At 57.5% G+C, this 21,971-nt stretch carries 21 protein-coding genes and 1 riboswitch; of the genes, 13 read left to right on the forward strand and 8 right to left on the reverse strand.

Annotated features, from left to right (window positions below; translation table 11 throughout):
- Positions 1-215 precede the first annotated feature (215 nt).
- From queA to ASF29_RS05005, 3 genes are read left to right on the forward strand one after another with little or no spacing between them, the layout of a single operon-like run.
- Entirely contained in the window at positions 216-1,298 is a 1,083-nt protein-coding gene (gene queA / locus ASF29_RS04995; RefSeq protein ID WP_062449382.1) for a tRNA preQ1(34) S-adenosylmethionine ribosyltransferase-isomerase QueA, read from the forward strand.
- A complete protein-coding gene (gene tgt, locus ASF29_RS05000) occupies positions 1,298-2,428 on the forward strand; it encodes a tRNA guanosine(34) transglycosylase Tgt (protein ID WP_062449177.1) in 1,131 nt (376 codons plus the stop codon). The genes queA and tgt overlap by 1 nt, the downstream gene beginning before the upstream one ends.
- A gap of 35 nt (positions 2,429-2,463) precedes the next feature.
- Positions 2,464-3,615: an aminodeoxychorismate synthase component I gene (locus tag ASF29_RS05005; RefSeq protein WP_062449179.1), complete on the forward strand. Its 1,152-nt coding sequence runs from the start codon at positions 2,464-2,466 to the stop codon at positions 3,613-3,615.
- A 43-nt stretch (positions 3,616-3,658) separates the two neighbouring features.
- Here ASF29_RS05005 and ASF29_RS05010 read toward each other — a convergent pair whose 3' ends face one another.
- Positions 3,659-4,426: a DsbA family protein gene (locus ASF29_RS05010; protein ID WP_062449181.1), complete on the reverse strand. Its 768-nt coding sequence runs from the start codon at positions 4,424-4,426 to the stop codon at positions 3,659-3,661.
- A gap of 172 nt (positions 4,427-4,598) precedes the next feature.
- Here ASF29_RS05010 and ASF29_RS05015 point away from each other — a divergent pair, with 172 nt between their 5' ends.
- From ASF29_RS05015 to ASF29_RS05030, 4 genes are all read left to right on the forward strand, one after another.
- Positions 4,599-5,759, forward strand: a complete 1,161-nt coding sequence (locus tag ASF29_RS05015) for an aminotransferase class I/II-fold pyridoxal phosphate-dependent enzyme (RefSeq protein WP_200925515.1) — start codon at positions 4,599-4,601, stop codon at positions 5,757-5,759.
- Between the two features lie 103 nt (positions 5,760-5,862).
- Positions 5,863-6,567 carry an SDR family oxidoreductase gene (locus ASF29_RS05020; RefSeq protein WP_062449183.1) on the forward strand — a complete coding sequence of 235 codons (705 nt, stop codon included), beginning with the start codon at positions 5,863-5,865 and terminating at the stop codon, positions 6,565-6,567.
- A gap of 176 nt (positions 6,568-6,743) precedes the next feature.
- Positions 6,744-7,121: a response regulator gene (locus tag ASF29_RS05025; RefSeq protein WP_062449185.1), complete on the forward strand. Its 378-nt coding sequence runs from the start codon at positions 6,744-6,746 to the stop codon at positions 7,119-7,121.
- A gap of 136 nt (positions 7,122-7,257) precedes the next feature.
- Entirely contained in the window at positions 7,258-8,094 is an 837-nt protein-coding gene (locus ASF29_RS05030; protein WP_062449186.1) for a response regulator, read from the forward strand.
- Here ASF29_RS05030 and ASF29_RS05035 read toward each other — a convergent pair.
- From ASF29_RS05035 to ASF29_RS05045, 3 genes are all read right to left on the reverse strand, one after another.
- The gene (locus tag ASF29_RS05035) at positions 8,091-8,702 is read right to left on the reverse strand and encodes a carboxymuconolactone decarboxylase family protein (protein WP_062449188.1); all 612 of its coding nucleotides are present in this window, start codon (positions 8,700-8,702) and stop codon (positions 8,091-8,093) included. The genes ASF29_RS05030 and ASF29_RS05035 overlap by 4 nt on opposite strands.
- Positions 8,703-8,779: 77 nt before the next feature.
- On the reverse strand, positions 8,780-10,336 hold the full coding sequence (locus tag ASF29_RS05040) for a phospholipase D family protein (RefSeq protein WP_062449190.1): 1,557 nt from the start codon (positions 10,334-10,336) through the stop codon (positions 8,780-8,782).
- Positions 10,337-10,389: 53 nt separating this feature from the next.
- Entirely contained in the window at positions 10,390-10,578 is a 189-nt protein-coding gene (locus tag ASF29_RS05045; protein WP_062449192.1) for a hypothetical protein, read from the reverse strand.
- Positions 10,579-10,675: 97 nt separating this feature from the next.
- Positions 10,676-10,856, forward strand: a riboswitch (cobalamin riboswitch).
- A gap of 71 nt (positions 10,857-10,927) precedes the next feature.
- Here ASF29_RS05045 and bluB point away from each other — a divergent pair.
- Entirely contained in the window at positions 10,928-11,614 is a 687-nt protein-coding gene (bluB, locus tag ASF29_RS05050) for a 5,6-dimethylbenzimidazole synthase (RefSeq protein WP_062449195.1), read from the forward strand.
- 8 nt (positions 11,615-11,622) lie between these two features.
- Here the strand turns inward: bluB and ASF29_RS05055 are convergent, their stop codons facing one another.
- Together ASF29_RS05055 and ASF29_RS05060 are read right to left on the reverse strand one after the other, a co-directional pair.
- Complete coding sequence (locus ASF29_RS05055; protein ID WP_162237878.1) at positions 11,623-12,738, reverse strand: DUF2865 domain-containing protein; 1,116 nt, start codon at positions 12,736-12,738, stop codon at positions 11,623-11,625.
- Between the two features lie 147 nt (positions 12,739-12,885).
- Positions 12,886-15,201, reverse strand: coding sequence for an NADP-dependent malic enzyme (locus ASF29_RS05060; RefSeq protein WP_062449196.1), 2,316 nt, complete (start codon positions 15,199-15,201; stop codon positions 12,886-12,888).
- 216 nt (positions 15,202-15,417) lie between these two features.
- Between ASF29_RS05060 and ASF29_RS05065 the strand changes: the two genes are divergently transcribed.
- Positions 15,418-16,248 carry a UDP-2,3-diacylglucosamine diphosphatase gene (locus ASF29_RS05065; protein WP_062449198.1) on the forward strand — a complete coding sequence of 277 codons (831 nt, stop codon included), beginning with the start codon at positions 15,418-15,420 and terminating at the stop codon, positions 16,246-16,248.
- 14 nt (positions 16,249-16,262) lie between these two features.
- Here the strand turns inward: ASF29_RS05065 and dgcA are convergent, their stop codons facing one another.
- Complete coding sequence (gene dgcA, locus ASF29_RS05070; RefSeq protein WP_062449200.1) at positions 16,263-17,246, reverse strand: N-acetyl-D-Glu racemase DgcA; 984 nt, start codon at positions 17,244-17,246, stop codon at positions 16,263-16,265.
- 143 nt (positions 17,247-17,389) lie between these two features.
- On the opposite strand from dgcA, the gene ASF29_RS05075 reads away from it, so the two are divergent.
- Genes ASF29_RS05075 through ASF29_RS05090 form a run of 4 tightly spaced genes read left to right on the forward strand, consistent with a single transcriptional unit; the run spans position 17,390 to position 21,403 of the window.
- Positions 17,390-18,550, forward strand: a complete 1,161-nt coding sequence (locus ASF29_RS05075) for an ABC transporter permease (RefSeq protein WP_062449202.1) — start codon at positions 17,390-17,392, stop codon at positions 18,548-18,550.
- Positions 18,551-18,574: 24 nt separating this feature from the next.
- Positions 18,575-19,393 (forward strand): ABC transporter ATP-binding protein, encoded by an 819-nt coding sequence (locus ASF29_RS05080; protein WP_244473492.1) that lies wholly within the window; start codon positions 18,575-18,577, stop codon positions 19,391-19,393.
- A gap of 2 nt (positions 19,394-19,395) precedes the next feature.
- Positions 19,396-20,766, forward strand: a complete 1,371-nt coding sequence (locus tag ASF29_RS05085) for an MlaD family protein (RefSeq protein ID WP_062449206.1) — start codon at positions 19,396-19,398, stop codon at positions 20,764-20,766.
- Positions 20,767-20,794: 28 nt separating this feature from the next.
- On the forward strand, positions 20,795-21,403 hold the full coding sequence (locus tag ASF29_RS05090) for an ABC-type transport auxiliary lipoprotein family protein (protein ID WP_062449211.1): 609 nt from the start codon (positions 20,795-20,797) through the stop codon (positions 21,401-21,403).
- Between the two features lie 78 nt (positions 21,404-21,481).
- Here the strand turns inward: ASF29_RS05090 and ASF29_RS05095 are convergent, their stop codons facing one another.
- Positions 21,482-21,919 (reverse strand): PACE efflux transporter, encoded by a 438-nt coding sequence (locus ASF29_RS05095; protein ID WP_062449213.1) that lies wholly within the window; start codon positions 21,917-21,919, stop codon positions 21,482-21,484.
- Positions 21,920-21,971: the final 52 nt, after the last annotated feature.

Genomic DNA, 21,971 nt, shown 5'->3' on the forward strand with positions numbered 1-21,971 from the left:
GATATAGACACTTGGCCCGCCTCGCAGGTTCTGCGGGGCGGGTTTTGATATTCTGGTGCCGTCCTCATTCCTGTGCTCGTCACAGGAATCCAGCCAGCCCAAGTCCTTGGGCTGAGAGACTCTTTCTGACGCGCAGACGCGCATCGACTGGATTCCTGTGACAAGCACAGGAATGAGGGAATGTGGAGCAGACCTTTGAACTTCAAGAGCCCATCATGCGTGTAGACCTGTTCGACTTCGACCTTCCTGACGACAACATCGCGCTTCGCCCGGCGAACCCGCGCGATAGTGCGCGTCTGCTCGTGGTCGATCCGAATGCAGGCAGCATGACGGATCATCAGGTCTTCGATCTCCCGAGTTTTCTGAAACCGGGCGACGCCCTGGTTTTCAACGACACCCGCGTCATTCCCGCCCAGCTCGAAGGCGTGCGGCTTCGCGAAGGTGCGCCGGAGACGGCCGTTTCCGCCACGCTTCACATGCGCGCAGATGCCAGTCGCTGGAAGGCGTTCGCCCGTCCCGGCAAGCGCATCAAGCAAGGCGACCGCATCCGTTTCGGCTACGCGCGTGACAATGCCTGCGGTTTGGCTTTCCTTGAGGCGACCGTAGAGGAGAAGGGCGATGAGGGCGAAATCACGCTGCTGTTCGACGTCTCCGGCCCCGTGCTGGACGAGGCCATCGCTTCCGTCGGTCACATTCCGCTTCCGCCCTATATCGCTGCCAAGCGTCCTGAAGACGCGCAGGATCAGACGGATTACCAGACCATCTACGCGCGCGAAAAAGGTGCCGTGGCAGCACCTACCGCAGGCCTTCACTTCACGCCCGCACTCTTCGAAGCCTTGGATGAAGCGGGTATCGAGCGGCATTTCGTTACGCTGCATGTCGGCGCGGGCACGTTTCTACCTGTCAAGGCTGACGATACCGAAGAGCACAAGATGCACCTCGAAATCGGTTATGTCTCAGAAGAAACAGCTGCCAAGCTGAATGCCGTCAAGGCGAGGGGCGGGCGCATCGTCTGCGTCGGTACGACCTCGCTTCGGCTGATCGAGAGTGCGGCTGCCGATGACGGGCAGATCATGCCCTGGTCCGGCCCGACAGGCATCTTCATCACGCCGGGATACCGCTTCAAGGCCGTCGATATTCTGATGACGAATTTTCACCTGCCGAAATCCACGCTGTTCATGCTGGTTTCGGCTTTCTGCGGGCTGGAAACCATGCGCGAGGCCTACACGCGCGCTATCGAAACCGGCTACCGTTTCTATTCCTATGGCGATTCCAGCCTCCTTTTTCGGAAGACCTGATGCACGAGAACTTCTCCTTCACCCTCAAAGCAACCAGCGGCGGCGCGCGTCTTGGCGAAGTGGCCATGCCACGCGGCACGATCCGCACACCGGCCTTCATGCCGGTCGGCACGGTCGGCACCGTCAAGGCCATGTATCTGGATCAGGTGCGTGACCTCGGCGCAGATGTCATTCTGGGCAATACTTACCACCTGATGCTGCGCCCCGGCCCGGAGCGCGTACAGCGCCTTGGCGGTCTGCATGAACTGATCCGCTGGCCGCACCCGATCCTCACCGATAGCGGGGGCTTTCAGGTCATGTCGCTGTCTGGCCTGCGCAAGCTGGATGAAAAGGGCGTCACTTTCAAAAGCCATGTGGACGGCTCGCTGCACCACATGTCGCCGGAACGCTCCATTGAAATTCAGGGCATGCTCGATTCGGACATCCAGATGCAGCTCGATGAATGCATTGCGCTTCCAGCGGAGCGCAAGGAAATCGAACGCGCCATGGAAATGTCCCTGCGCTGGGCAGAGCGTTGCCGCGTTGCCTTTGGCGAGCAGCCCGGCAAGGCCATGTTCGGCATCGTGCAGGGCGGCGACCAGCCGGATTTGCGTGTCCGCTCCGCCGAGGGTCTGAAGCAGCTCGATCTCAAGGGCTACGCCGTAGGCGGTCTGGCCGTGGGAGAACCGCAGGAGGTGATGCTGAGCATGCTCGACATCACATTGCCCGCGCTACCGACCGAAAAGCCGCGCTACCTGATGGGCGTCGGCACGCCGGATGATATTCTGAAATCGGTCGCGCGCGGCATCGATATGTTCGATTGCGTCATGCCAACCCGCTCCGGTCGTCACGGTCTGGCCTTCACCCGCCGTGGCCGCGTCAACATCCGCAACGCCCGCCACGCCGAAGACATGCGCCCGTTGGATGAGCAGTCCAACTGCCCGGCATCACGTGATTATTCCCGCGCCTACCTGCACCATCTGGCCCGTTCCAATGAAGCACTGGGCGGCATGCTGCTATCCTGGCACAATCTGGCCTATTATCAGGAACTGATGCAGGGCATCCGCAAATCCATCGAAGAAGGCCGCTTTGCGGATTTCTATGCCGAGACCATTGAAATGTGGGCGAAAGGCGATATCGATCCAATCTGATATCGGATTTCACTTGTTTGCCGGATCGAACGACATTGCTCACCGCGCCTTATGTTCTCTTCCGCGATGATACGACTGGCTTGGTGACGCTCTTCACCGAGCCGGACAGCATGATTGTTGCGCATGAGGTGGACGAATTTTTTCCGGCACTGGAGCGAATGGAAGAGGCGAGGGCGGCGGGAAAATATCTTGCCGGTTACATGTCTTACGAGGCCGGGTATCTCTTTGAAGACAAACTGGCGGCCTTTGCTGACGTCAAGCGCGATGTGCCGCTGCTGTCGTTCGGTGTTTTTTCATCGCCGGTCGAGAGCACACATATCGTTCAGCAACCGCAGCCCTTGATGAGCCCGGATGATTTTTTGAGCGATGCCAAACCCGGCTGGACGCTGGAAGAATACAGCACGCAGTTCGCCAGACTTCACCAGCATCTGCGACAAGGAGATTGCTATCAGGCCAATCTCACCATGCCTGTCCACGCACGCTGGCATGGCGATCCGCTCAACGCCTTCTGGTCGCTGATCGAGCGGCAGCCTGTAAAATATGGCGCCCTGATCGATCTTGGCGGGCCGATCATTCTCTCGCGTTCGCCGGAACTGTTCTTCTCCGTCAAGGATGGCTGGATCGAGACACATCCGATGAAGGGAACGGTCAGGCGCGGCGCGACGCCTGAGCAGGACGCGGAACTGGTGGCCGGAATGCTGCGGGACGAAAAAACGCTGGCTGAAAACCGGATGATCGTCGATCTTCTGCGCAACGACGTTTCGCGCATCACCGAGGTCGGCACGCTGGATGTGCCCAAGCTCTTCGAGATCGAAACCTACCCCACGGTCCACCAGATGGTAAGCCACGTGCGGGCGAAACTTCTGCCGGACATGAGTGTGCGCGATGTTTTCTCTGCGCTCTTTCCCTGCGGCTCGATCACAGGCGCGCCGAAGATGCGGGCGATGGAAATTCTTCACCATCTGGAGAGTGGCCCGCGCAATGCCTATTGCGGCGCTATCGGCGTGCTGTCACCCAATGGCGACATGCGCTTTTCCGTCGCGATCCGCACCATCACGCTTTTCGAGGATGGCAGAGCCACCTTCAATGTCGGTGGCGGTATCGTCTTCGATTCCACCGCGGATGCGGAATATGACGAGTGCCTGCTGAAGGCAAAGTTCGCCACGGGCGAAAAGAAGCTCGTATAGCCCGCGGCGCGAAGCGCGTAAGGCTATGGCGAACGTCCGTTTCTTAGGAGCAGGTGGCCTTTCCACATGTGCGCATATTGGCAATTTTTTCCTTGAGTGGAACCGCACCGACAGCACCGAAGACCGCTTCGTTACCGATGACATAGGACGGTGTGCCCGTAATGCCGAGGCTGGTGGCCAGCTGATAGGCTTCCTTGACCTGCGCATCGTTTGGATTCGCCGCCATTGACTTGCGGATATCGGCTTCCTTGATGCCGAGCGAATCCGCAACCTCGAGGGCGCTTGCCTCGTTGGCGCGACCGGAACTACCCAGCAAGGTGCGCTGGAACTCGGCGTATTTTTCAGGTGCGACGAGCTTCACGGCGTTGGAAACCTTGTGCGCTTCCATCGATTCAGGTCCGAGAATGGGAAATTCCTTGAGAACGAAGCGGACTTTCTTGTCCGTTTTCAGAATCGTGTCGACGTCGCTCATTGCGCGTTTGCAGTAGCCGCAATTGTAATCGAAGAACTCGACCAGCGTAACGTCGCCATTGGGATTGCCAAGCGACAGGTCGTACTGGGATTCGAACAAAGTCTTCTTGTTATCGGCCACGGCTTCTGCCGCCTTGGCGTTGCGTGTCTCATACTGCTTGCGCTCGAGCGCTTCCTGGACTTCCAGCATGATCTCAGGGTTTTCGATCAGGTATTCCTTGATGAAGGCACCGAATTCCTTCTTCTGCTGATCGTCAAGCGCGTGAGCCGGCAAAGAGACGAGCAGCGTCGAGAGGGCCGTCAGGCTGGCGAGCGCTGTGGATTTGATCGAAAGTGCCATGTCGGTCCTCATCAAGTCGTTACGGGGTGGTGATTCCGATATCCCCACGCAATTACCGTAATTTAATTTAAATGCCATATCGCAAATTAAATGCGTCCGTTGCGATCTCGTCATTGTGAAGACAGCAATAATACGGCAAATGTCCGACAGGATTCCAAGAAAGAACATGCCCTTGATAACGTTGTCGAAGCGAAGCGCGGTTGAGCCCTTTCATGCCATGGACATTCTGGCAGAAGCAAACCGCCGCAGACAAGCGGGGCGACCCGTCATCTCCATGGCCGTTGGACAGCCATCGCATGCAGCACCACGCGCATCCCTGGAAGCCGCGGAGGCAGCCCTGAAGCATGGTCGCATCGGTTACACGGACGCGCTTGGACTTCGCGAGTTGCGCGAGGCGATTGCCTCCAGCTACAGGCTTCGCCACGGTGCAATCGTTGATCCCGCCCGCATTGCCGTGACGACGGGTTCTTCCGCCGCCTTCAATCTGGCGTTTCTGGCGCTGTTCGATGTGGGTGACGCCGTTGCCATCGCACGACCGGGTTATCCCGCTTATCGCAATATCCTCAAGGCGCTTGGTCTGAACGTGGTGGAAGTGCCGGTGACGGCAGAAACCGGTTACACGCTCACTCCCGCAAGCCTCGAGCGTGCTGAGACGAAGGCCGGTTGCAAGCTGAAGGGCGTGCTGCTGGCAAGTCCGGCCAACCCGACGGGAACGGTGACCAGCCGTGATGCCTTGAAGCGCCTCATCTCATATTGTGACAGCCGCGATATCGCATTCATTTCAGATGAGATTTATCATGGACTGACTTTCGTCGGCGATGAAACCAGTGCCGTTGAAATCAGCGAAAACGCCGTCGTCATCAACTCATTCTCCAAATATTATTGCATGACCGGTTGGCGTATCGGCTGGATGGTGTTGCCGGAAAATCTGATCCGGCCGATCGAATGTCTGGCGCAAAGCATGTACATCTCGGCTCCGGAGCTTTCGCAACTTGCCGCGACCGCTGCCTTTTCAGCCGAAGAGGAACTCGACGTCTACAAGGAAAGCTACCGTACGAACCGCGATTTCCTGACGACGCGTCTGCCAGAGCTGGGCTTGCCGCTGGCATCGCCCATGGACGGTGCCTTTTATGCCTATGTCGATACCAGCCGTTATTCCAATGACAGCATGGATTTTGCCAGACGCATGCTGGCGGAAATCGATGTGGCAGCCACGCCCGGTCTCGATTTCGATCCGCTGGAAGGGCATCGCGCTCTGCGGTTTTCCTATGCGGGTTCCGTCTCGGACATCGCCGAGGCAGTCGGGCGAATTGCAGGATGGCTGAAGTCATAAGCCCTGATCGTTGCCGTTTTCGCAACCGATCTGTCAGGGATTTTGGTTCGAAATCTCATGAAAACCGCGCTAAGCTTTCCTCCTAACTCATGGGAGCGCAATGATGTCGGCAGAAAAAGTAGCAGTGGTAACAGCGGGCGGCAGCGGCATGGGCGCTGGGGTGGCAAAGCGTTTGGCGGCTGATGGTTACAAAGTCGCCATCCTTTCCTCATCCGGTAAGGGCGAGGCGCTGGCGACCGAACTGGGCGGTATCGGCGTTACGGGCTCCAATCAGAACAATGACGACCTGCAGAAGCTCGTGGACCGAACTCTTCAGATGTTCGGTCGAATAGATGTGCTCGTCAACAGTGCCGGACACGGGCCGCGTGCACCGATCCTCGATATCTCCGATGAGCAGTGGCACACCGGACTCGATGTGTATCTGCTGAATGTCATCCGCCCGACGCGGCTGGTGACTCCAACAATGGTGGAGCAGAAATTCGGAGCTATCGTCAACATTTCCACCGCATGGGCATTTGAGCCGAGCGAAATGTTTCCGACATCGGCTGTCTTTCGTGCCGGTCTTGCCGCCTATACGAAAATTTTTTCCGATACCTATGCAGCGCACAATATTCGCATGAACAACGTTCTGCCGGGGTGGATCGACAGCCTGCCCGCGACAGAGGAACGTCGCGACATGGTACCAATGCAACGTTACGGCAAAAGCGAGGAAATCGCTGCTACCGTCGCGTTTCTGGCGTCGGACGGAGCGGGCTATATCACAGGACAGAACCTGCGGGTGGACGGTGGACTGACCCGCTCCGTTTGAGCTGGCGCAATGTCCTCAGCGGCGATGTTACCTCCGCTCGATTCATCTTATCGGTGGATAGAGTCCCGATTCGACACTCCGGGAAGGAACCTGCACTCCGGCCCGGCGTTGTTCAATCCAAGGTCAAAAATTCTCACGAATACGACGCTTGGATGTAGAAGCAGGTAACCATAGTCATGGGACAGCGAAACTCATACGCCAAACAGGTCGTGCTGGTCGTCGAAGACGACCCTCTCTTACGCATGATGGCCGTCGATCTCGTTGAGGACGCCGGCTTCGATGCCATAGAAGCATCTGCTGCGGATGAAGCGATGGAGATAATGGAAAGCCGCCCCGATATCGATGTCCTCTTCACCGATGTCGACATGCCCGGCAGCATGAACGGCGTTGGCCTTGCCAACTGGGCGCGTCGCGGGAACAGTCCGCTCGGAATCGTCTTGACATCCGGCCATCAAAATCCATCGGAAGACGCAATGCCGGAACGCAGCGTTTTCTTCCCCAAACCCTATGACTTTCAGAAAGTAGCCGATACGCTGAGGCTGATGACTGTCTGAGTTAATACTAAAACAGTTGTCGCTTCAGATTCGCGAATAAGTAACCATAGTTCTGACGTGCGTCGTCGATTAATTATTCTGAAAATATCAGCAGTTATATTTGCTTCCAAAGCGATTAGGGATCTTTGGGGGTACTATGAATTTTCTGGGAATTACAGGCATGCAGTATTCTGGCGTGCCATTTCATGACACAAGAATATTGCTGGCCGAAGACTCCAATGTCTTCACCCAGATGATTGGCGCGAGACTGAAGGAGCTTCTCGGTCTTACAGTCGAGGTTTGCCGTAACTTCGAAGAACTGCAGGAATGCTACGAACGTTCTTCTGAAGAAGTGACTTTGGCTATTTCAAACATCAATTTGCCGGGTGCCGAAAACGGCGAGGCTCTGGAATATCTTGTCGATCTGTCCATTCCGACGATTGTCTTTACCAGTACCTTCCACGAGGACACACGCGAGAAGCTGATCACGAAGGAAGTTGTCGATTACATCCTGAAGGACAACGTCTTTGCCGTCGACATGCTGACGGAATCGGTTTGCCGCTTCCTCACGAACCATCGCCACCACGTATTGATCGTTGATGACAGCCCGACCGCACGCGCGCTTCTTTCCAGCCGCCTGAAGCGTTATAACTTCCGGGTCAGCCTAGCAGAAAGCGGTGCCAAAGCACTGGATATCCTGCGCAACAATCCTGATATCGGGCTGGTCGTGACCGATTACAACATGCCCGATATCGATGGTTTCGAACTAACGCGCCGCATTCGCACCATGCGCGGTTCTCATGAGTTGCGCATCATCGGTGTGTCTTCTTCCACCAACCGGCTCTTATCTGCTCGTTTCCTCAAGGCAGGCGGCAACGACTTCATGCTGCGACCCTTCATCGACGAAGAGTTTTATTGCCGTGTGAACCAGAACCTCGACACATTGGTCCAGATTCAGGCGGCGAAACTGAGCGGCAAGAAGGTCGCCGCTTAAAGCGTCGCGCCCACGGTCTCGGGCTCCCGTTCGATCGGACGCCCGAGAGCCAGCTTTTCCGCCAGTTGCGGACCAAGCTTGTCGACATAGGCCTGGTCCGGCGAGGTGCCAAGTGCATCCAGCGTCTTCGAGAAGAAGCAGCGCGCCGAAGCAGCAGCGACGATATCGAATATCTCCGCGTCCGTCAGTGCGTGGGACTTCAGGGCATTAATGTCCGCCTGCGTGATCGAGGTGGCATCCCGCACGACCTTTGCCGCAAAAATCATGATGGCGCGCTCCTGTTCATCCAGTGGCGCGTCTTCCGCATTGGCAACGATGTGCTCGAGCTCATCGTTCGACACTCCCTCGCGCGCCAGCACGGCAGCATGGGCCAGCATACAGTAAGACGAGCGCAGTTCGCGTGCAGCCGCAAGCGTGACCAACTCGTAACGTCGCGGCTCGATATTTCCGCGCAGGCTGACCAGCAAGGCACTCCAGCTTTCCATGACCTCGGGACGATGACCGAAGGTCCGATACATATTGGGCAGATAGCCATAGGTCTTTTCGGCGTTGCGATACATCTCGGCGATCTTGCGGCTCGTCTTTGGTTCCGGCGGCGTGATGAACATGGCTTTCTCCTGTATTTCGATTATGCCTAAAATGTCTGAGCGCCGAATTCGATCAGTGTTGCCTATGATTTTTTTAATCAGAGCTGAGATTCGAGCGGCAATATCCCCATCACGCTGACCAGTGCTCGGCGGCTTAGGGTGGCGTAGGGCTCATGTCGGTAATGCGTAGGCTGGCCGCGCACCATTCCCGTCCATGTCAGATTTCTTCGCTCGTTGAGGGCCAGTTCGAAACTCATTTCTCGACTGGTTTCTTCCCGGAAAATCTCGTCCATTTCCGTCACTAGTCCAGGTGATGAAAACAGCACGCCCATTTCGGTGTTGAGCGACATGGAGCGTGGATCGAAGTTGAGGGACCCGATGAAACCGATCTCTCCGTCGCGGGTGAAGGCCTTGGTGTGCAGGCTAGCCTGACCGGAGCCACGCAGCGAAAAAGAGGTATGCTGATCGGCCAGAGAGCGCAATTCGTGAATCTTGATGCCGTTGATGAGGAGCGGGCGTCGATACCGCGCATATCCGACATGCACCGCGGCAACGTCCGTCGCAGCCAGGGAGTTTGTCAGCACGCTGACGGAAATGCCATCGGCCGACAGGCGCGACAATGTCTCCACGCCCTTCTGGCCGGGAATGAAATAGGGCGACGTGATCTTAAGTGTCCGGTCCGTCTCTTCCATGATCGGAAGCAGGGTTTCCATGAGGAAATTGTGGCCGCTACGACGTTTGCCGGCAGCCTTTTCAGGCGGGTCTGCGACGACCTGTGCGCCATTCACCCAGTGGAGAGTGTCCGACATGAGGAAGTTGCCTTGATGGTGCTGGCTTTCCACCTGTGCCAGATAGGGCCTGGCGGCGCTTCCGGAGGCGAGGATATCCATCCTGCGTCGAAGTCTGGCCAGTTTGCTCGGTCTTCTGGCAAGCAGCGAACGGACGGGAACGGCGACTGCGCTGTTCCAGTAATCGTCGAAAATTTCCTCTGCCTGGGCGATGCAAGCACCGTGGGCGATGATATCGAAATCGCGAAAATTAGCCTGTTCGGCCGCATCGAAATAGGCGTCGCCGATGTTGCGACCACCGACGATCAGCACCCTGCCGTCAGCGATCCAGGCCTTGTTGTGCATGCGTCTGTTGACGCTGCGAAATCGCAGCACCATTTCAAGTCCGCGCCTGAAGACATTTTCCCGAGCCTTGGTCGGATTGAACAGACGAAGTTCTATATTGGGATGACTGTCGATGGCGTGAAAGGCACGGTCAGACATCGAAACACCGAGATCATCGAGAAGCAGACGCACCCGCACTCCGCGATCCGCAGCAGCAATGACTTCTCTCATCATCAACTGCCCTGTCAGATCGGCATTCCACATGTAGTACATGAGATCGAGGCTGCGCCCTGCCGCCCGCGCACTGCCAACACGCGCCGCAAAGGCGCCAAGGTTCGACTGGATCAGGGAAAGCGCGTCCGGCTCGGCGTGATCACGCGAGATATCTGTCCAATGGCGGTCAAGCGGTGTTGCGTCATCTTCCTTTGGAAGAGACGTGGAAGCGATCTTGATAATGATCTTGTCACGGTGGCGAGACGCAATTGCCAGGCTTGCGATGACGATCAGGACGATGATGATGGAGATTGCAACAGTGGCATTCACAGCGATGATATCACCCGCATCGTTTTTTCGCCCCGAAAAAGGTCTTCCTAATATCAGTGGATGCCGATGTTCCGCTTATCGGCTTCTTCCTTGATGATGTCTTCGACAACTTCACGCTTCAATGCAGCGTCTGCCAGAAGATAGTCATCTGCGAGTTCGAAGATGGATTTTGGGCTTTCTGTCTTCTTCAGGGTGTCGAGGTCCTGACCGATCTGTTGGCGAAGTTCGATATATTGGTCCATCTTTGTTCTCCTTCATCGATAGAATGCGGCAGCAGCCCACCGGTTCCGGTTTTGCTGGGAAAAGCATCCTCTCGCTTGCATCCTGCGATCCGCACGGCCATAACGCGCCTCATCGGGTGCCCGCTTGCCGCGGGAGAATCGGGAATGCGGTGAAAATCCGCAACGTGCCCAACGCTGTAAGGCGGATGCAGACTGCCAGAACGCCACTGAGAGATCGGGAAGGCGGCAGTTGCAAGAGAAGCCAAGTCAGAAGACCGGCCTGATATCATAGACCGCACCGCACGGACGGCGGCAGGTTGTTCATGGCGGGCGTGTCAGCGCCCAGGCCATGCATTGTTGGGGAATAACGATGCGAACCGATGACGATCAACACGGACTGAAATCCGCCCATGCTTTCGATAGAAGCGATAAGAGTGCCGTCTACAGAGCGATTGAGACCCGGCGGGACGTTCGCGATCAGTTTTTGCCAGACCCGATACCGGATGATCTGGTGATGCGACTGCTGAAAGCAGCTCATGCAGCACCCTCCGTCGGCTTCATGCAGCCGTGGAACTTCACCGTCGTCACCGATGTTTCAATCCGGCAACGTGCCTGGGAGGCGTTTTCGCGCGCCAATGCGGAGGCTGTGGACATGTTTCCGCAGGACAGGCAGGCGCTCTATCGTAGCCTGAAACTTGAAGGTATCCGCAAAGCGCCGCTCTCCATCTGTGTGACATGCGATCCGACGCGGGGCGGCGATGTCGTTCTGGGGCGAACGCATAATCCACGCATGGATGTGTATTCCACAGTCTGTGCCGTCCAGAACCTCTGGCTGGCTGCCCGTGCAGAAGGTATCGGCGTCGGTTGGGTCAGTATTTTCCACGATGCGGATATACGCGAACTCCTGCAAATCCCGTCGCATATCGAAATCGTCGCATGGTTATGTCTGGGGCGCGTCGATGCGCTCTACAGCGAGCCGGAACTAGCGCTCAGAGGCTGGAGGCAAAGATTGCCGTTGGAAGACCTCGTGTTTCGCGACAGCTGGGGCGCTCGCTAGAGGCAGCGTCATTGCTGTTGCGGCTGGGCACCTTGCAGGGCGGGATTCTTGAGATCGATGCGGCTCGTTTCTTCGGGCATGAACTGCGGGCCAACGATGCGGACCTTGTTGTTAGCAGGGTCGTAGTCCCGTTCCGGGATAGGCTCGGCTTTTTCAACCGGCTTCGTTTCCGCGGGCTTAGGCGTCGTGTCACTCTTCGGTGACGTTATGGACGTTACGCTGGGCGAAGTCTGCATCGCCGTAGACTGCGGAGCCTTTTGTCCGTTACCCTGACTATCGAGATTCTTCGGCGATGCCGTCATCTTGCAGCTGCACGAAGGAGAGCGGCTGGTTGCCGGATTGTTGCGATACGCAAAAGCCATGGGCATCGACGCATAGGGCTGCCCGGTTTTGGCAGACACCATGTCCTCACTCTCCTGACCTTGTAACGAATGGTAGAAGAGTTCCGTCTGTGTCCCGGGACACATCCTCTCGCATTGCGCAGCCTGTTCTCGAAAATCAAGCGGTGTCGCATCGGACGAGATCGGGAAGAATGCGCCGTCGCAGGTGCGAACACACAGGGTCCTAAGTCCGCCCTGCATCGGCATGTCGGGTGAGGGTGCATAATCCTGGTCGTAGGGGTCGGTGAAACCACCATTCGGCTCACGGATATCGGGCGTTTGCGAAGGGTCCGTAGAGGTGTAGGAGGGTGATTGCTCGTCATAGCAACCCTGCGCGTCCAACGCTGCCAGAATGCGCTCACGCGACCCCTGGGCATTGTTCTCGCGCTGGGCCGCAAGCATTCTGTCACGATCTTCGGTAATCATGTCCCGCTCGGCCTGCGCCTGTTCCAGCGCGTCTCCGATTTCCCCGCACAGTTGGGCGTTGGGATTGCCGTAGACGATGACACTACCTGATGAACAGCCATAGCTGCGCATGTCGTTCTTGATGCGGCGGATGATGATATTCTGTTGCGCCAGCGCGCTGGCGAAACGTCGAACCTCCGCCGTATTGCCATAGACCTGAGCTGGCTGATCGAGTTGTGAGCGCAAGGCATCGCAAACGGCACTCGCTTCAGCCGGAAGCGGCGCTACAAGCATCAGTATCGCAATCGTGCCGGTCAGTCGGCTTCGGCGCGGTATCAATGGTCCGTCCGTCTTCTGCCTGCCGCATGGCAGGCCTCATCCTGTTGACATCGTCCGCCGCAGGCGGATGACGTATTTGCACTCAGGATAACATAGGCTGCTGCCGCAAAGCGGCAACAGTCAGTTCAAAAATACGTTAACCCGTGCTTACACGGCAGGGTGCGACGCCTGCACGGCGGCGAGCGCTGCCATGTTGACGACGCCGCGTGACGTCACCGTCGGCGACAGGATATGCACGGGCAGGGCGGAACCGAGCAGGATCGGCCCCACATGCAGGCCTTCCGTCATGGTGCGAACGACGCCGAGCGTGATATTGGCAGAGTCGAGGTTCGGGAAGACAAGAAGGTTGGCTTCGCCCGACAGTGCACTATTGGGCATAGCGCGCTTGCGCAACACTTCGGACAGGGCAGAGCCGCCCTGCATTTCACCATCGATCTCGAGCTCAGGCGCCGCATCGCGGACCAGTTGCAGCGCGCGGCGCATCTTGCGGGCGCTCTCGGAGTCACGCGAACCAAAATTCGAATGGCTGGCCAAAGCGATCTTCGGGGTAATGCCGAAACGTTTGATTTCCTTCGATGCCAATATGGCCAGTTCGGCGATGTCTTCCGATGTCGGTTCGTAATTGACGAACGTATCCGTCAGGAACAAGGCTCCCCGCTGCGTGATGAGCAGGCTAAGGCCTCCAAACGTGTGTGCGCCTTCTTTCTTGCCGATGATCTGGTTGACGTCGCGCAGATGGCGGTCGAAACGGCCTTCCAATCCGCAGATCAGGGCGTCGGCTTCACCGCGCTTGACCGAGAGAGCACCAATGACGGTGCTGTTGGTGCGGATGATGGTACGGGCCGCCTCGGGGTTGATACCGGCGCGACCGACCAGCGCGAAATAGTCGTCGACATATTCACGGTAGCGTGGATCGTCTTCCGGATTGACCACGGCAAAGTCGGCATTGGGGCGAATGCGAAGACCAAAACGCTTCAGGCGTGTTTCGATGATCTGCGGACGTCCGATCAGGATCGGAACGCCGGTGCCTTCTTCCAGCAGCACCTGTGCGGCGCGCAAAACGCGTTCGTCTTCGCCTTCCGCAAAGATGATCCGCTTCTTTTCTGCTGCTTTCGCCAGATTGAAGATCGGCTTCATGATGAAACCCGAACGCCAGACGAAACGGTTCAACTGATCGAGATAGGCGTCGAAATCCGTGATCGGGCGGGCGGCGACGCCGCTTGCCGCAGCGGCACGGGCGACAGCTGGTGCGATGCGCAGGATGAGGCGCGGATCGAACGGCGAGGGGATCAGGTAGTTCGGGCCGAAAATCGGTGTCTCGTCGCTGTAGGCTTTCGCTGCGACTTCCGAGACCTCCTCACGCGCCAGTTCGGCAATGGCGTGAACGGCCGCCATCTTCATTTCTTCGTTAATGGTGGTTGCGCCGCAGTCGAGCGCACCCCGGAAGATATAAGGGAAGCATAGAACGTTGTTGACCTGGTTGGGGAAATCCGAGCGACCTGTGCAGATCATGGCATCCGGGCGTGCCTGACGCGCCAGTTCCGGCATGATTTCCGGAGTCGGGTTCGCAAGCGCCAGAATGAGCGGGTTTTGCGCCATACGCGCCAGAAGTTCAGGCTTCAGGACGCCGGCTGCCGAAAGGCCGAGAAATACATCGGCATCATCGATGGTTTCGTTCAGCGAGCGCTTGTCGGTCTTTTGCGCATAGATTTCTTTCCACTCGTCCATCAGGCTGTTGCGGCCATCATAGACAAGACCTTCGATATCGTGGACCCAGATGTTTTCGCGCTTGGCACCGAGTTCGACCAGCAGGTTGAGGCAGGCCAGGGCCGCAGCGCCCGCGCCGGAAGCGACGATCTTGACATTGCTGATCGCTTTGCCGGCGAGTTCCAGCGCATTCGTGACTGCGGCGGCAACGATGATGGCAGTGCCGTGCTGGTCGTCATGAAACACAGGAATGTTCATTTTCGCGCGAAGCTGGCGCTCCACTTCGAAGCATTCCGGTGCTTTGATATCTTCCAGATTGATGCCGCCGAATGTCGGCTCAAGCGCGGAGATGGTCGACACCATGTCGTTGATACCGGGCGCGTCGATTTCGATATCGAAAACGTCGATGCCCGCGAATTTCTTGAACAGAACCGCTTTACCTTCCATGACGGGCTTTGACGCCAGCGGGCCGATATTGCCAAGACCCAGAACAGCGGTACCGTTGGAGATCACGGCCACCAGATTGGCGCGCGCTGTATATTCGGCGGCCGTCTCGGGATTTTCATGGATCGCAAGGCAAGGGGCGGCGACGCCGGGAGAGTAGGCAAGCGCCAGGTCGCGCTGGTTCCCGAGCGGCTTGGAGGCCTGGATTTCCAGTTTTCCGGGGCGAGGATAGCGGTGATAGAAAAGCGCCTGTTCTTCCAGATCTGCATTTGCGTTGTTGTTTTGCGTTTTGCCTGTGTCCTGAGAACTCATTTTATCACCGCTTATTTCACGTTTCTTGGAGGCCTTTGCATACAACAATCGATCAAGCCGTACAGCCGTTTATTTGTCCTTAGCACGCGAATCCGTAGTTTCGACGTTGCTTAAAAAACGCTCGCTCGTGCATCGAAATGACGATCTGTCATCTTGCTGAAACACGAGTCTGGTTTTGCAGGGGGTGAAAGTTGCCGAGACAGGGGGAAGAGTTCCATGGCCGCGCAAACCGAAACCAGACAATTCAGAACGCTTTTCATTTCCGATGTGCATCTTGGCTCAAAGGCGGCCAAAACGGATTTCCTTCTGGATTTCCTTCGCTACCACGAAGCCGATACGATCATTCTCGTTGGCGATATCATTGATGGCTGGCGTCTGCGCCGAAGCTGGTATTGGCCCCAGGGGTGCAACGATGTTGTACAGAAGCTTTTGCGCAAGGCGCGCAAGGGAACGCGTATCGTCTACATTCCCGGGAATCACGACGAGTTCCTAAGGGAGTTTCCCGGGACGCATTTCGGCGGCATCGAAGTTGCTGAACGGATGATCCACGAGGCTGCGGACGGCAAGAAGTATCTTGTCATTCATGGCGACGAATTCGACGTCGTGGTTCGTAACGCCCGACTTCTCGCCTATCTGGGCGACTGGGCCTATGATGCAGCGATAGCGCTCAATGTTGCCATTGCCGCAGTGCGCCGTCGCATTGGTTTGCCATATTGGTCGTTTTCGGCCTGGGCGAAGCTGCAGGTCAAGCATGCGGTAAACTTCATCGGCGAGTTCCAGCGTGTCGTTGCCGACGAGGCCCGTCGCAACAAGGTGGATGGCGTCATCTGCGGCCATATTCACCATGCGGTGATGGAGGATATAGACGGAATCCGCTATATCAATACCGGTGACTGGGTGGAAAGCTGCACAGCGATTGCTGAAACCATGGACGGCACGTTCGAACTCATCACCTGGATGAAATCTGACGACAAGACCGAGGAAACCCCGGTCGGTGAACTCGAGCCTGTCGCGTTTCCAAAGCTGATCGGCACTTACGCGGCCTGAAAGGCGACTTTGCGTCAGCCCCAGAGTGCTGTCTGGGGCGGGTGCACGAGCGATCCGTCGTAAACCAGGCCCGGAACGCGATCCCGGGCCAGAAGCAGCGGGCCGTCGAGATCGGCATAGGCAGTATCCTGCGCCAGCAATACGGCTGGCGCCATGCCAAGCGACGTGCCCAACATGCAACCGACCATGATCGTATAGCCCAGGCGTTCGGCCTCCCGCTTCATGATAAGGGCTTCCGTCAGGCCGCCCGTCTTGTCCAGCTTGATGTTGATGGCGTCGTAGCGGTCTTGAAGAGATGCGAGATCGGTTGTCAGGTGCACACTTTCGTCCGCGCAGATGGGAACGCTGCGGCGGATTCGCGCCAGTGCCGCGTCCTTGCCTGCGGGCAATGGCTGTTCGATAAGCGCGATGTCCAGCTCTGCCGCTACGGCAAGATGGTGTTCTATCGTATCTTCCGTCCAGCCTTCATTGGCGTCAACGATAATGCGGGCGTTGGGGGCGGCGGCTCTGACCGCACGCAGTCTTGCTTCGTCGTCCACTGTGCCGGTCTTGATTTTCAGCAAAGGCCGGTGCGCATTTTCTGCCGTTTGCGCAGCCATCGTCTCGGCATCGCCTAGTGAAATCGTAAAGGCCGTAACAATGGCTTTCGGAGGCGAGGCGAGCAGGGAGGCGGCAACCGCTTTTCCGGAAAGCTTTGCTTCGAGATCCGACAATGCGCAGTCGACAGCATTGCGCGCCGCGCCCGGCTTCATCGCGGTTTGGAGATCCGTTCTGCCCAGCCCATTTGAAATTGCGTCCGTGACCGCTCTGATGTCGGCAAGGACGCCATCAATCGATTCGCCGTAACGTTTGTAGGGAACGCATTCTCCGACACCCTTCACACCGTCCTGCACGATGGAGCAGTAGACGACCTCGACCTCCGTGCGGCTTCCACGCGAAATGGTAAAGCTGCCCGCAACCGGGAATGTTTCCGCTGTGGCTTGAATGTAACGACGCATCAAAATTGCCTTCGCGTTTCGTAATAAACGGTTAAACAGACGAAAAAACTGCGCGAATCGTCTGCAGTGCTGTGGCTTGGTGATCCGTCACTCGATATGAATCGTTAGAGAATCTTTAATAGGCTGCATTCGCTTGGAGCAAGATGCAAGAACTTGAAACACGGCAACAGGCGCAACCTGCAGCTATTTCGGCAAATGACAATGCCGAGGGCGGTGGCGCGCGCTATGCTCTGAGTGGTTCCTGGCGCAATGCCAACGTCGCACCTGTCCTTGCCGATATCGAAAAAATCGAAAAATCGAGCGCGTCCGGTCCCGTGACGATCGATCTTTCCGGTGTCGATAATATCGACACGACGGGTGCCTGGCTGTTACGGCGTATGCGGAACCGGCTGGAGCAGGCCGGTACGCAGGTTTCCTTCGAGGGAAACGAGCGTTTCGAGGAAATCATCACGGCTTTGCCGGATGAAGCGCCTTTGGCCCCGAAAGACACCAATCGCACCGGCATCGTTCAACGCATCTTTGACCCCATCGGCAAAAACGTCATCCAGGCGGGTGCCGATTTTCTCGCGGGCATGTACATTCTCGGCTCTGCCGTTCGCGGTGCGCAGATGAAGCTGGGGCGAGGGCGCGGCGTGTCGCCCGCTGCCATTGCCAACCAGATCGACCACATGGGCGTGCGCGCCGTACCCATCATTCTGCTGATGTCGTTCCTGATCGGGGCGATCATTGCTCAGCAAGGCGCGTTTCAGCTGCGTTACTTCGGCGCGGAAGTCTTTGTCGTCGACCTCGTGGGCATCTTGCAGCTTCGTGAAATCGGCGTGCTTTTGACCGCGATCATGATTGCCGGTCGTTCGGGAAGCGCGATCACCGCTGAAATCGGCTCGATGAAAATGCGCGAGGAAATCGACGCGCTGAAGGTCATCGGCCTCAACCCGGTCGGTGTTCTCGTATTTCCGCGTCTTGTGGCGCTGACGATTGCCCTGCCGCTTCTGACGATCATTGCGAACTTCGCCGCCCTGTTCGGCGCTGCCGTCGTTTCGCTGCTCTATTCCGGCATTACATTCGAGGTCTTTCTGTCGCGCCTTCACTCTGCGGTGGAAATCTCGACCATCGCATCCGGCATGATCAAGGCGCCGTTCATGGCGTTGATCATCGGTATCGTGGCGGCAGTCGAAGGCATGAAGGTTGGCGGCAGCGCCGAATCGCTCGGCCAGCACGTGACGTCATCCGTCGTGAAGTCCATTTTCGTTGTAATTCTGGTCGATGGCGTGTTTGCCATCTTCTATGCAGCCATCGATTTTTAAGGAGAGGCTGTGCAGGACCAGGAATTGAACACAGAAAAGAAAAAAGGCGACAGGGAAGTCATTCTCTCGGTCGAGGGCGCGACGGTTGCGTTCGGCGACAAGGTCGTTCTCGATAATCTCGATCTCGATGTTTACCGGGGTGAAATTCTCGGCTTCATCGGCCCTTCCGGCGCGGGCAAGTCCGTGCTGATGCGGGCGGTGTTGCGCCTCCTGCCGCGTCAGGGCGGCACGATCAAGATTCTCGGCATCGACTATGACAAGGCAACCGATGAAGAGCGCATGGCGCTCGATACGCGCCTTGGCGTTCTCTTCCAGCAGGGCGCGCTGTTTTCCGGCCTCACGGTGAAGGAAAACATCCAGTTGCCAATGCGCGAATATCTGGATTTGCCGCAATCGTTGATGGATGAGCTTGCCGCCATCAAGATCGAGATGGTGGGGCTGGCAGCCGATGCGGCGGATAAATATCCGTCGGAGCTTTCCGGCGGCATGATCAAGCGTGCGGCGCTGGCGCGTGCGCTGGCGCTCGATCCCGACCTCGTCTTTCTCGATGAACCGACGTCTGGTCTCGACCCCATCGGTGCGGCAGAATTCGATATGCTGATCGCACGTCTGCGTGATTCGCTGGGGCTGACGGTCTATATGGTCACCCACGATCTGGACAGTCTGTTTTCGGTCTGTGACCGCATTGCCGTTCTGGGCGACAAGAAAGTCGCCGTGGAAGGCACGCTTGAGGAGATGTTCGAAAGCGACGATCCTTGGGTACAATCTTATTTCCGCGGAAAGCGGGCACGCGCCGTCGTTCTTCCAGACGGCACGCAACACATTCCGGGGAGTGACGGATAGCCATGGAAACCAAGGCAAATTACACCATCGTCGGGATTTTCACGCTGATCGTCATCGCAGCCGCCTTCGGCTTCGTTTACTGGATGGCGGAATTCGGACGCGGTGGCCCAACGGCCCAATTGACAATACGCATCCCCGGCTCGGCCAACGGCCTTTCGGTGGGATCACCCGTACGATTCAACGGTATTCCCGTGGGCACGGTGCGCGGTCTTTCGATCGACCGTGACGATCCGGCCTATTCGATCGCCTTTACCGAAGTGCAGGCCGATGCCCCGGTCTTTCCTTCCACCCGTGCGGTGTTGGAAATCCAGGGTCTGACGGGCGCGGCCTACATCGAATTGTCGGGTGGCCGTAACAATGAAGAACGTATCCTCCAGAAATCATTCGACACGGGCGTTCCGGCGGAACTGACGGCCGACCTTTCGAGCGTGACCAACCTGCTTGCGACTGCGGATAAAATTCTGCGCCGCGCGGATGGTGCGATCGGCGAGTTGCAGGGCTTCGTTCAGGATGCCCGTGGTCCGTTGACGCAGACCGTGCGCAATGCCGAGAAATTCTCCAACGCATTGGCGTCCAATTCCGACGGTATCGAAAACTTCATCGAAAGCCTCAGTTCGCTGTCGACCACCGTCCAGTCCGTGTCCGTTCGTCTGGACAGCACGCTGACCGCGGTCGAAGATCTGGTAAAGGCCGTGGATTCGCAGAAGATCGACTCCATCCTTACCAATGTCGACAAGGTTACGGCTGATGTGGCGGCGTCTTCCGGCGGCATTCAGGACGTTATGGAAACTGTGCAGCGCACGTCTCGCAACTTCGAGCAGGCGAGCGCCGAGGTTCAGGTCGTCGTCAAACGGGCCGACGAATTACTGGCATCCGTCGATGCGGCCAAGGTCGGCAATGCGGTTGAAGATGTGTCTGCGGCCACCGCCGACGCCCGTCAGGCTATCGCAACCTTCCGTCAGATTGCTGACGACGTCGGAACTCGCCGACCCGATATCGACCGCGCCATCGCAGACTTTACCGATATGTCGCGAAAGCTGAATCTGGCTTCCAGCCGTGTCGATGGAATTCTGGCAAAGGTCGATGGTCTCCTGGGAACGGATGATGCCAACTCGCTGTTCTCCAAGGCGCGTGAGACGCTGGCTTCCTTCAAGGCGGTTGCCGATAATCTCAACGCACGCATCGGTCCGATTGCGGATAATCTGGCCCGGTTCTCAAGCTCCGGTCTGAAGGACTTCCAGGCGCTCATCGGCAGCACCCGCCAGACTGTCGATAATCTCAACAACACGATCACCAATTTCGATCGCGATCCGCAGCGCCTGATCTTCGGTGGCGAAAACGTAAAACAATATGATGGCCGGACAAGGCGTTGACGGGGGTAGGAACTTGAAAATTTCGTTGATGCACGGGCAGGCGTCTGGCCCGAAAAGGTATAAGGCTCTCGTCGTGATGCCGCTGCTCGCGGCGCTTCTTGCGGGTTGCGGTGGCAGCGCGAAGAACGATACGTTCGATCTGTCCGTCTCCGGCGCGCCAGTCACGCATGGTCCTGCCTTGCGGTCGCGTCAGCTTCTGATTGCCGACCCGACCGCGCTGAAGGCGCTGGACAGCGAAAACATCGTCGTGCGTCTGTCGGGCTCTGAAGTACAGTATCTGGCCAATTCGCAATGGAGCGACCGCCTGCCGCGCATGGTGCAGTCCAAGCTGGTGGAAGCCTTCGAAGACACCGGCAAGCTCGGTGGCGTCGGCCGGCCAGGGCAGGGCCTCGCTATCGATTATCAGGTCGTGACCGACATCAGGGCCTTCGAAGTCGATACGGCGAAGAACCTGGCCAACATCGAAATTTCGGTGAAGTTGCTCAACGATAAGAATGGCACGGTCAAAGCGCAACAGGTGTTCCAGTCCAGCGCCCGCGTGAGTGGCTCAGGCAATGCGAACCTCGTCAAGGCGCTGGACAGTGCCTTTGCCGGTGCTTCTCGTGACATCGTGGCCTGGACGCTGAAGTCTCTTTAAGCCGTAAAATTCGACATATGAAAAACGCTGCGCATCTATCGGGTGCGCAGCGTTTTTTGTGTTTGGATGAGGCGCGATCTACTCGGCGGCCTGTGCCTTCTTCCATTCCGGTAGCGGGAACAGGCGGTCGTAGCACCAGTTGAAGACGAAGGCATAGACCACGTAAAACAGCGCGAATGACACGTCCATGATCAGCGCATGCGCAAGGCTGACATGCAGATACCAGGCGATGAACGGCATAAGCACCACCAACAGTCCGAGTTCGAACAGCACGGCGTGAACGATGCGAACGCCGGTCGTTTTCTGTGTCGTGCCTCTGGATCGCTGCATGACGTGGTCGAAGACGAGATTGTAGAGATAATTCCAGGCCGTTGCGACGGTGGCGCTGACGATGCCGACAACGCCGATGTCCTGCGCAGGCATGCTGAACAACAGCGCACCCAAGGGTATCATGAGAATGAGGCCGATAATCTCGAAGCTGAGGGCGTGGCGGATACGGTCGGCAATGGTCCGCATGGAAAACTCCCGAAATGTCCCGGGCCGTCCCGTATGCTTTGCCCCAATGGCC

Origin of the sequence: Rhizobium sp. Leaf262, from assembly GCF_001422245.1 — a bacterium.
In the GTDB taxonomy this organism is placed as follows: domain Bacteria; phylum Pseudomonadota; class Alphaproteobacteria; order Rhizobiales; family Rhizobiaceae; genus Agrobacterium.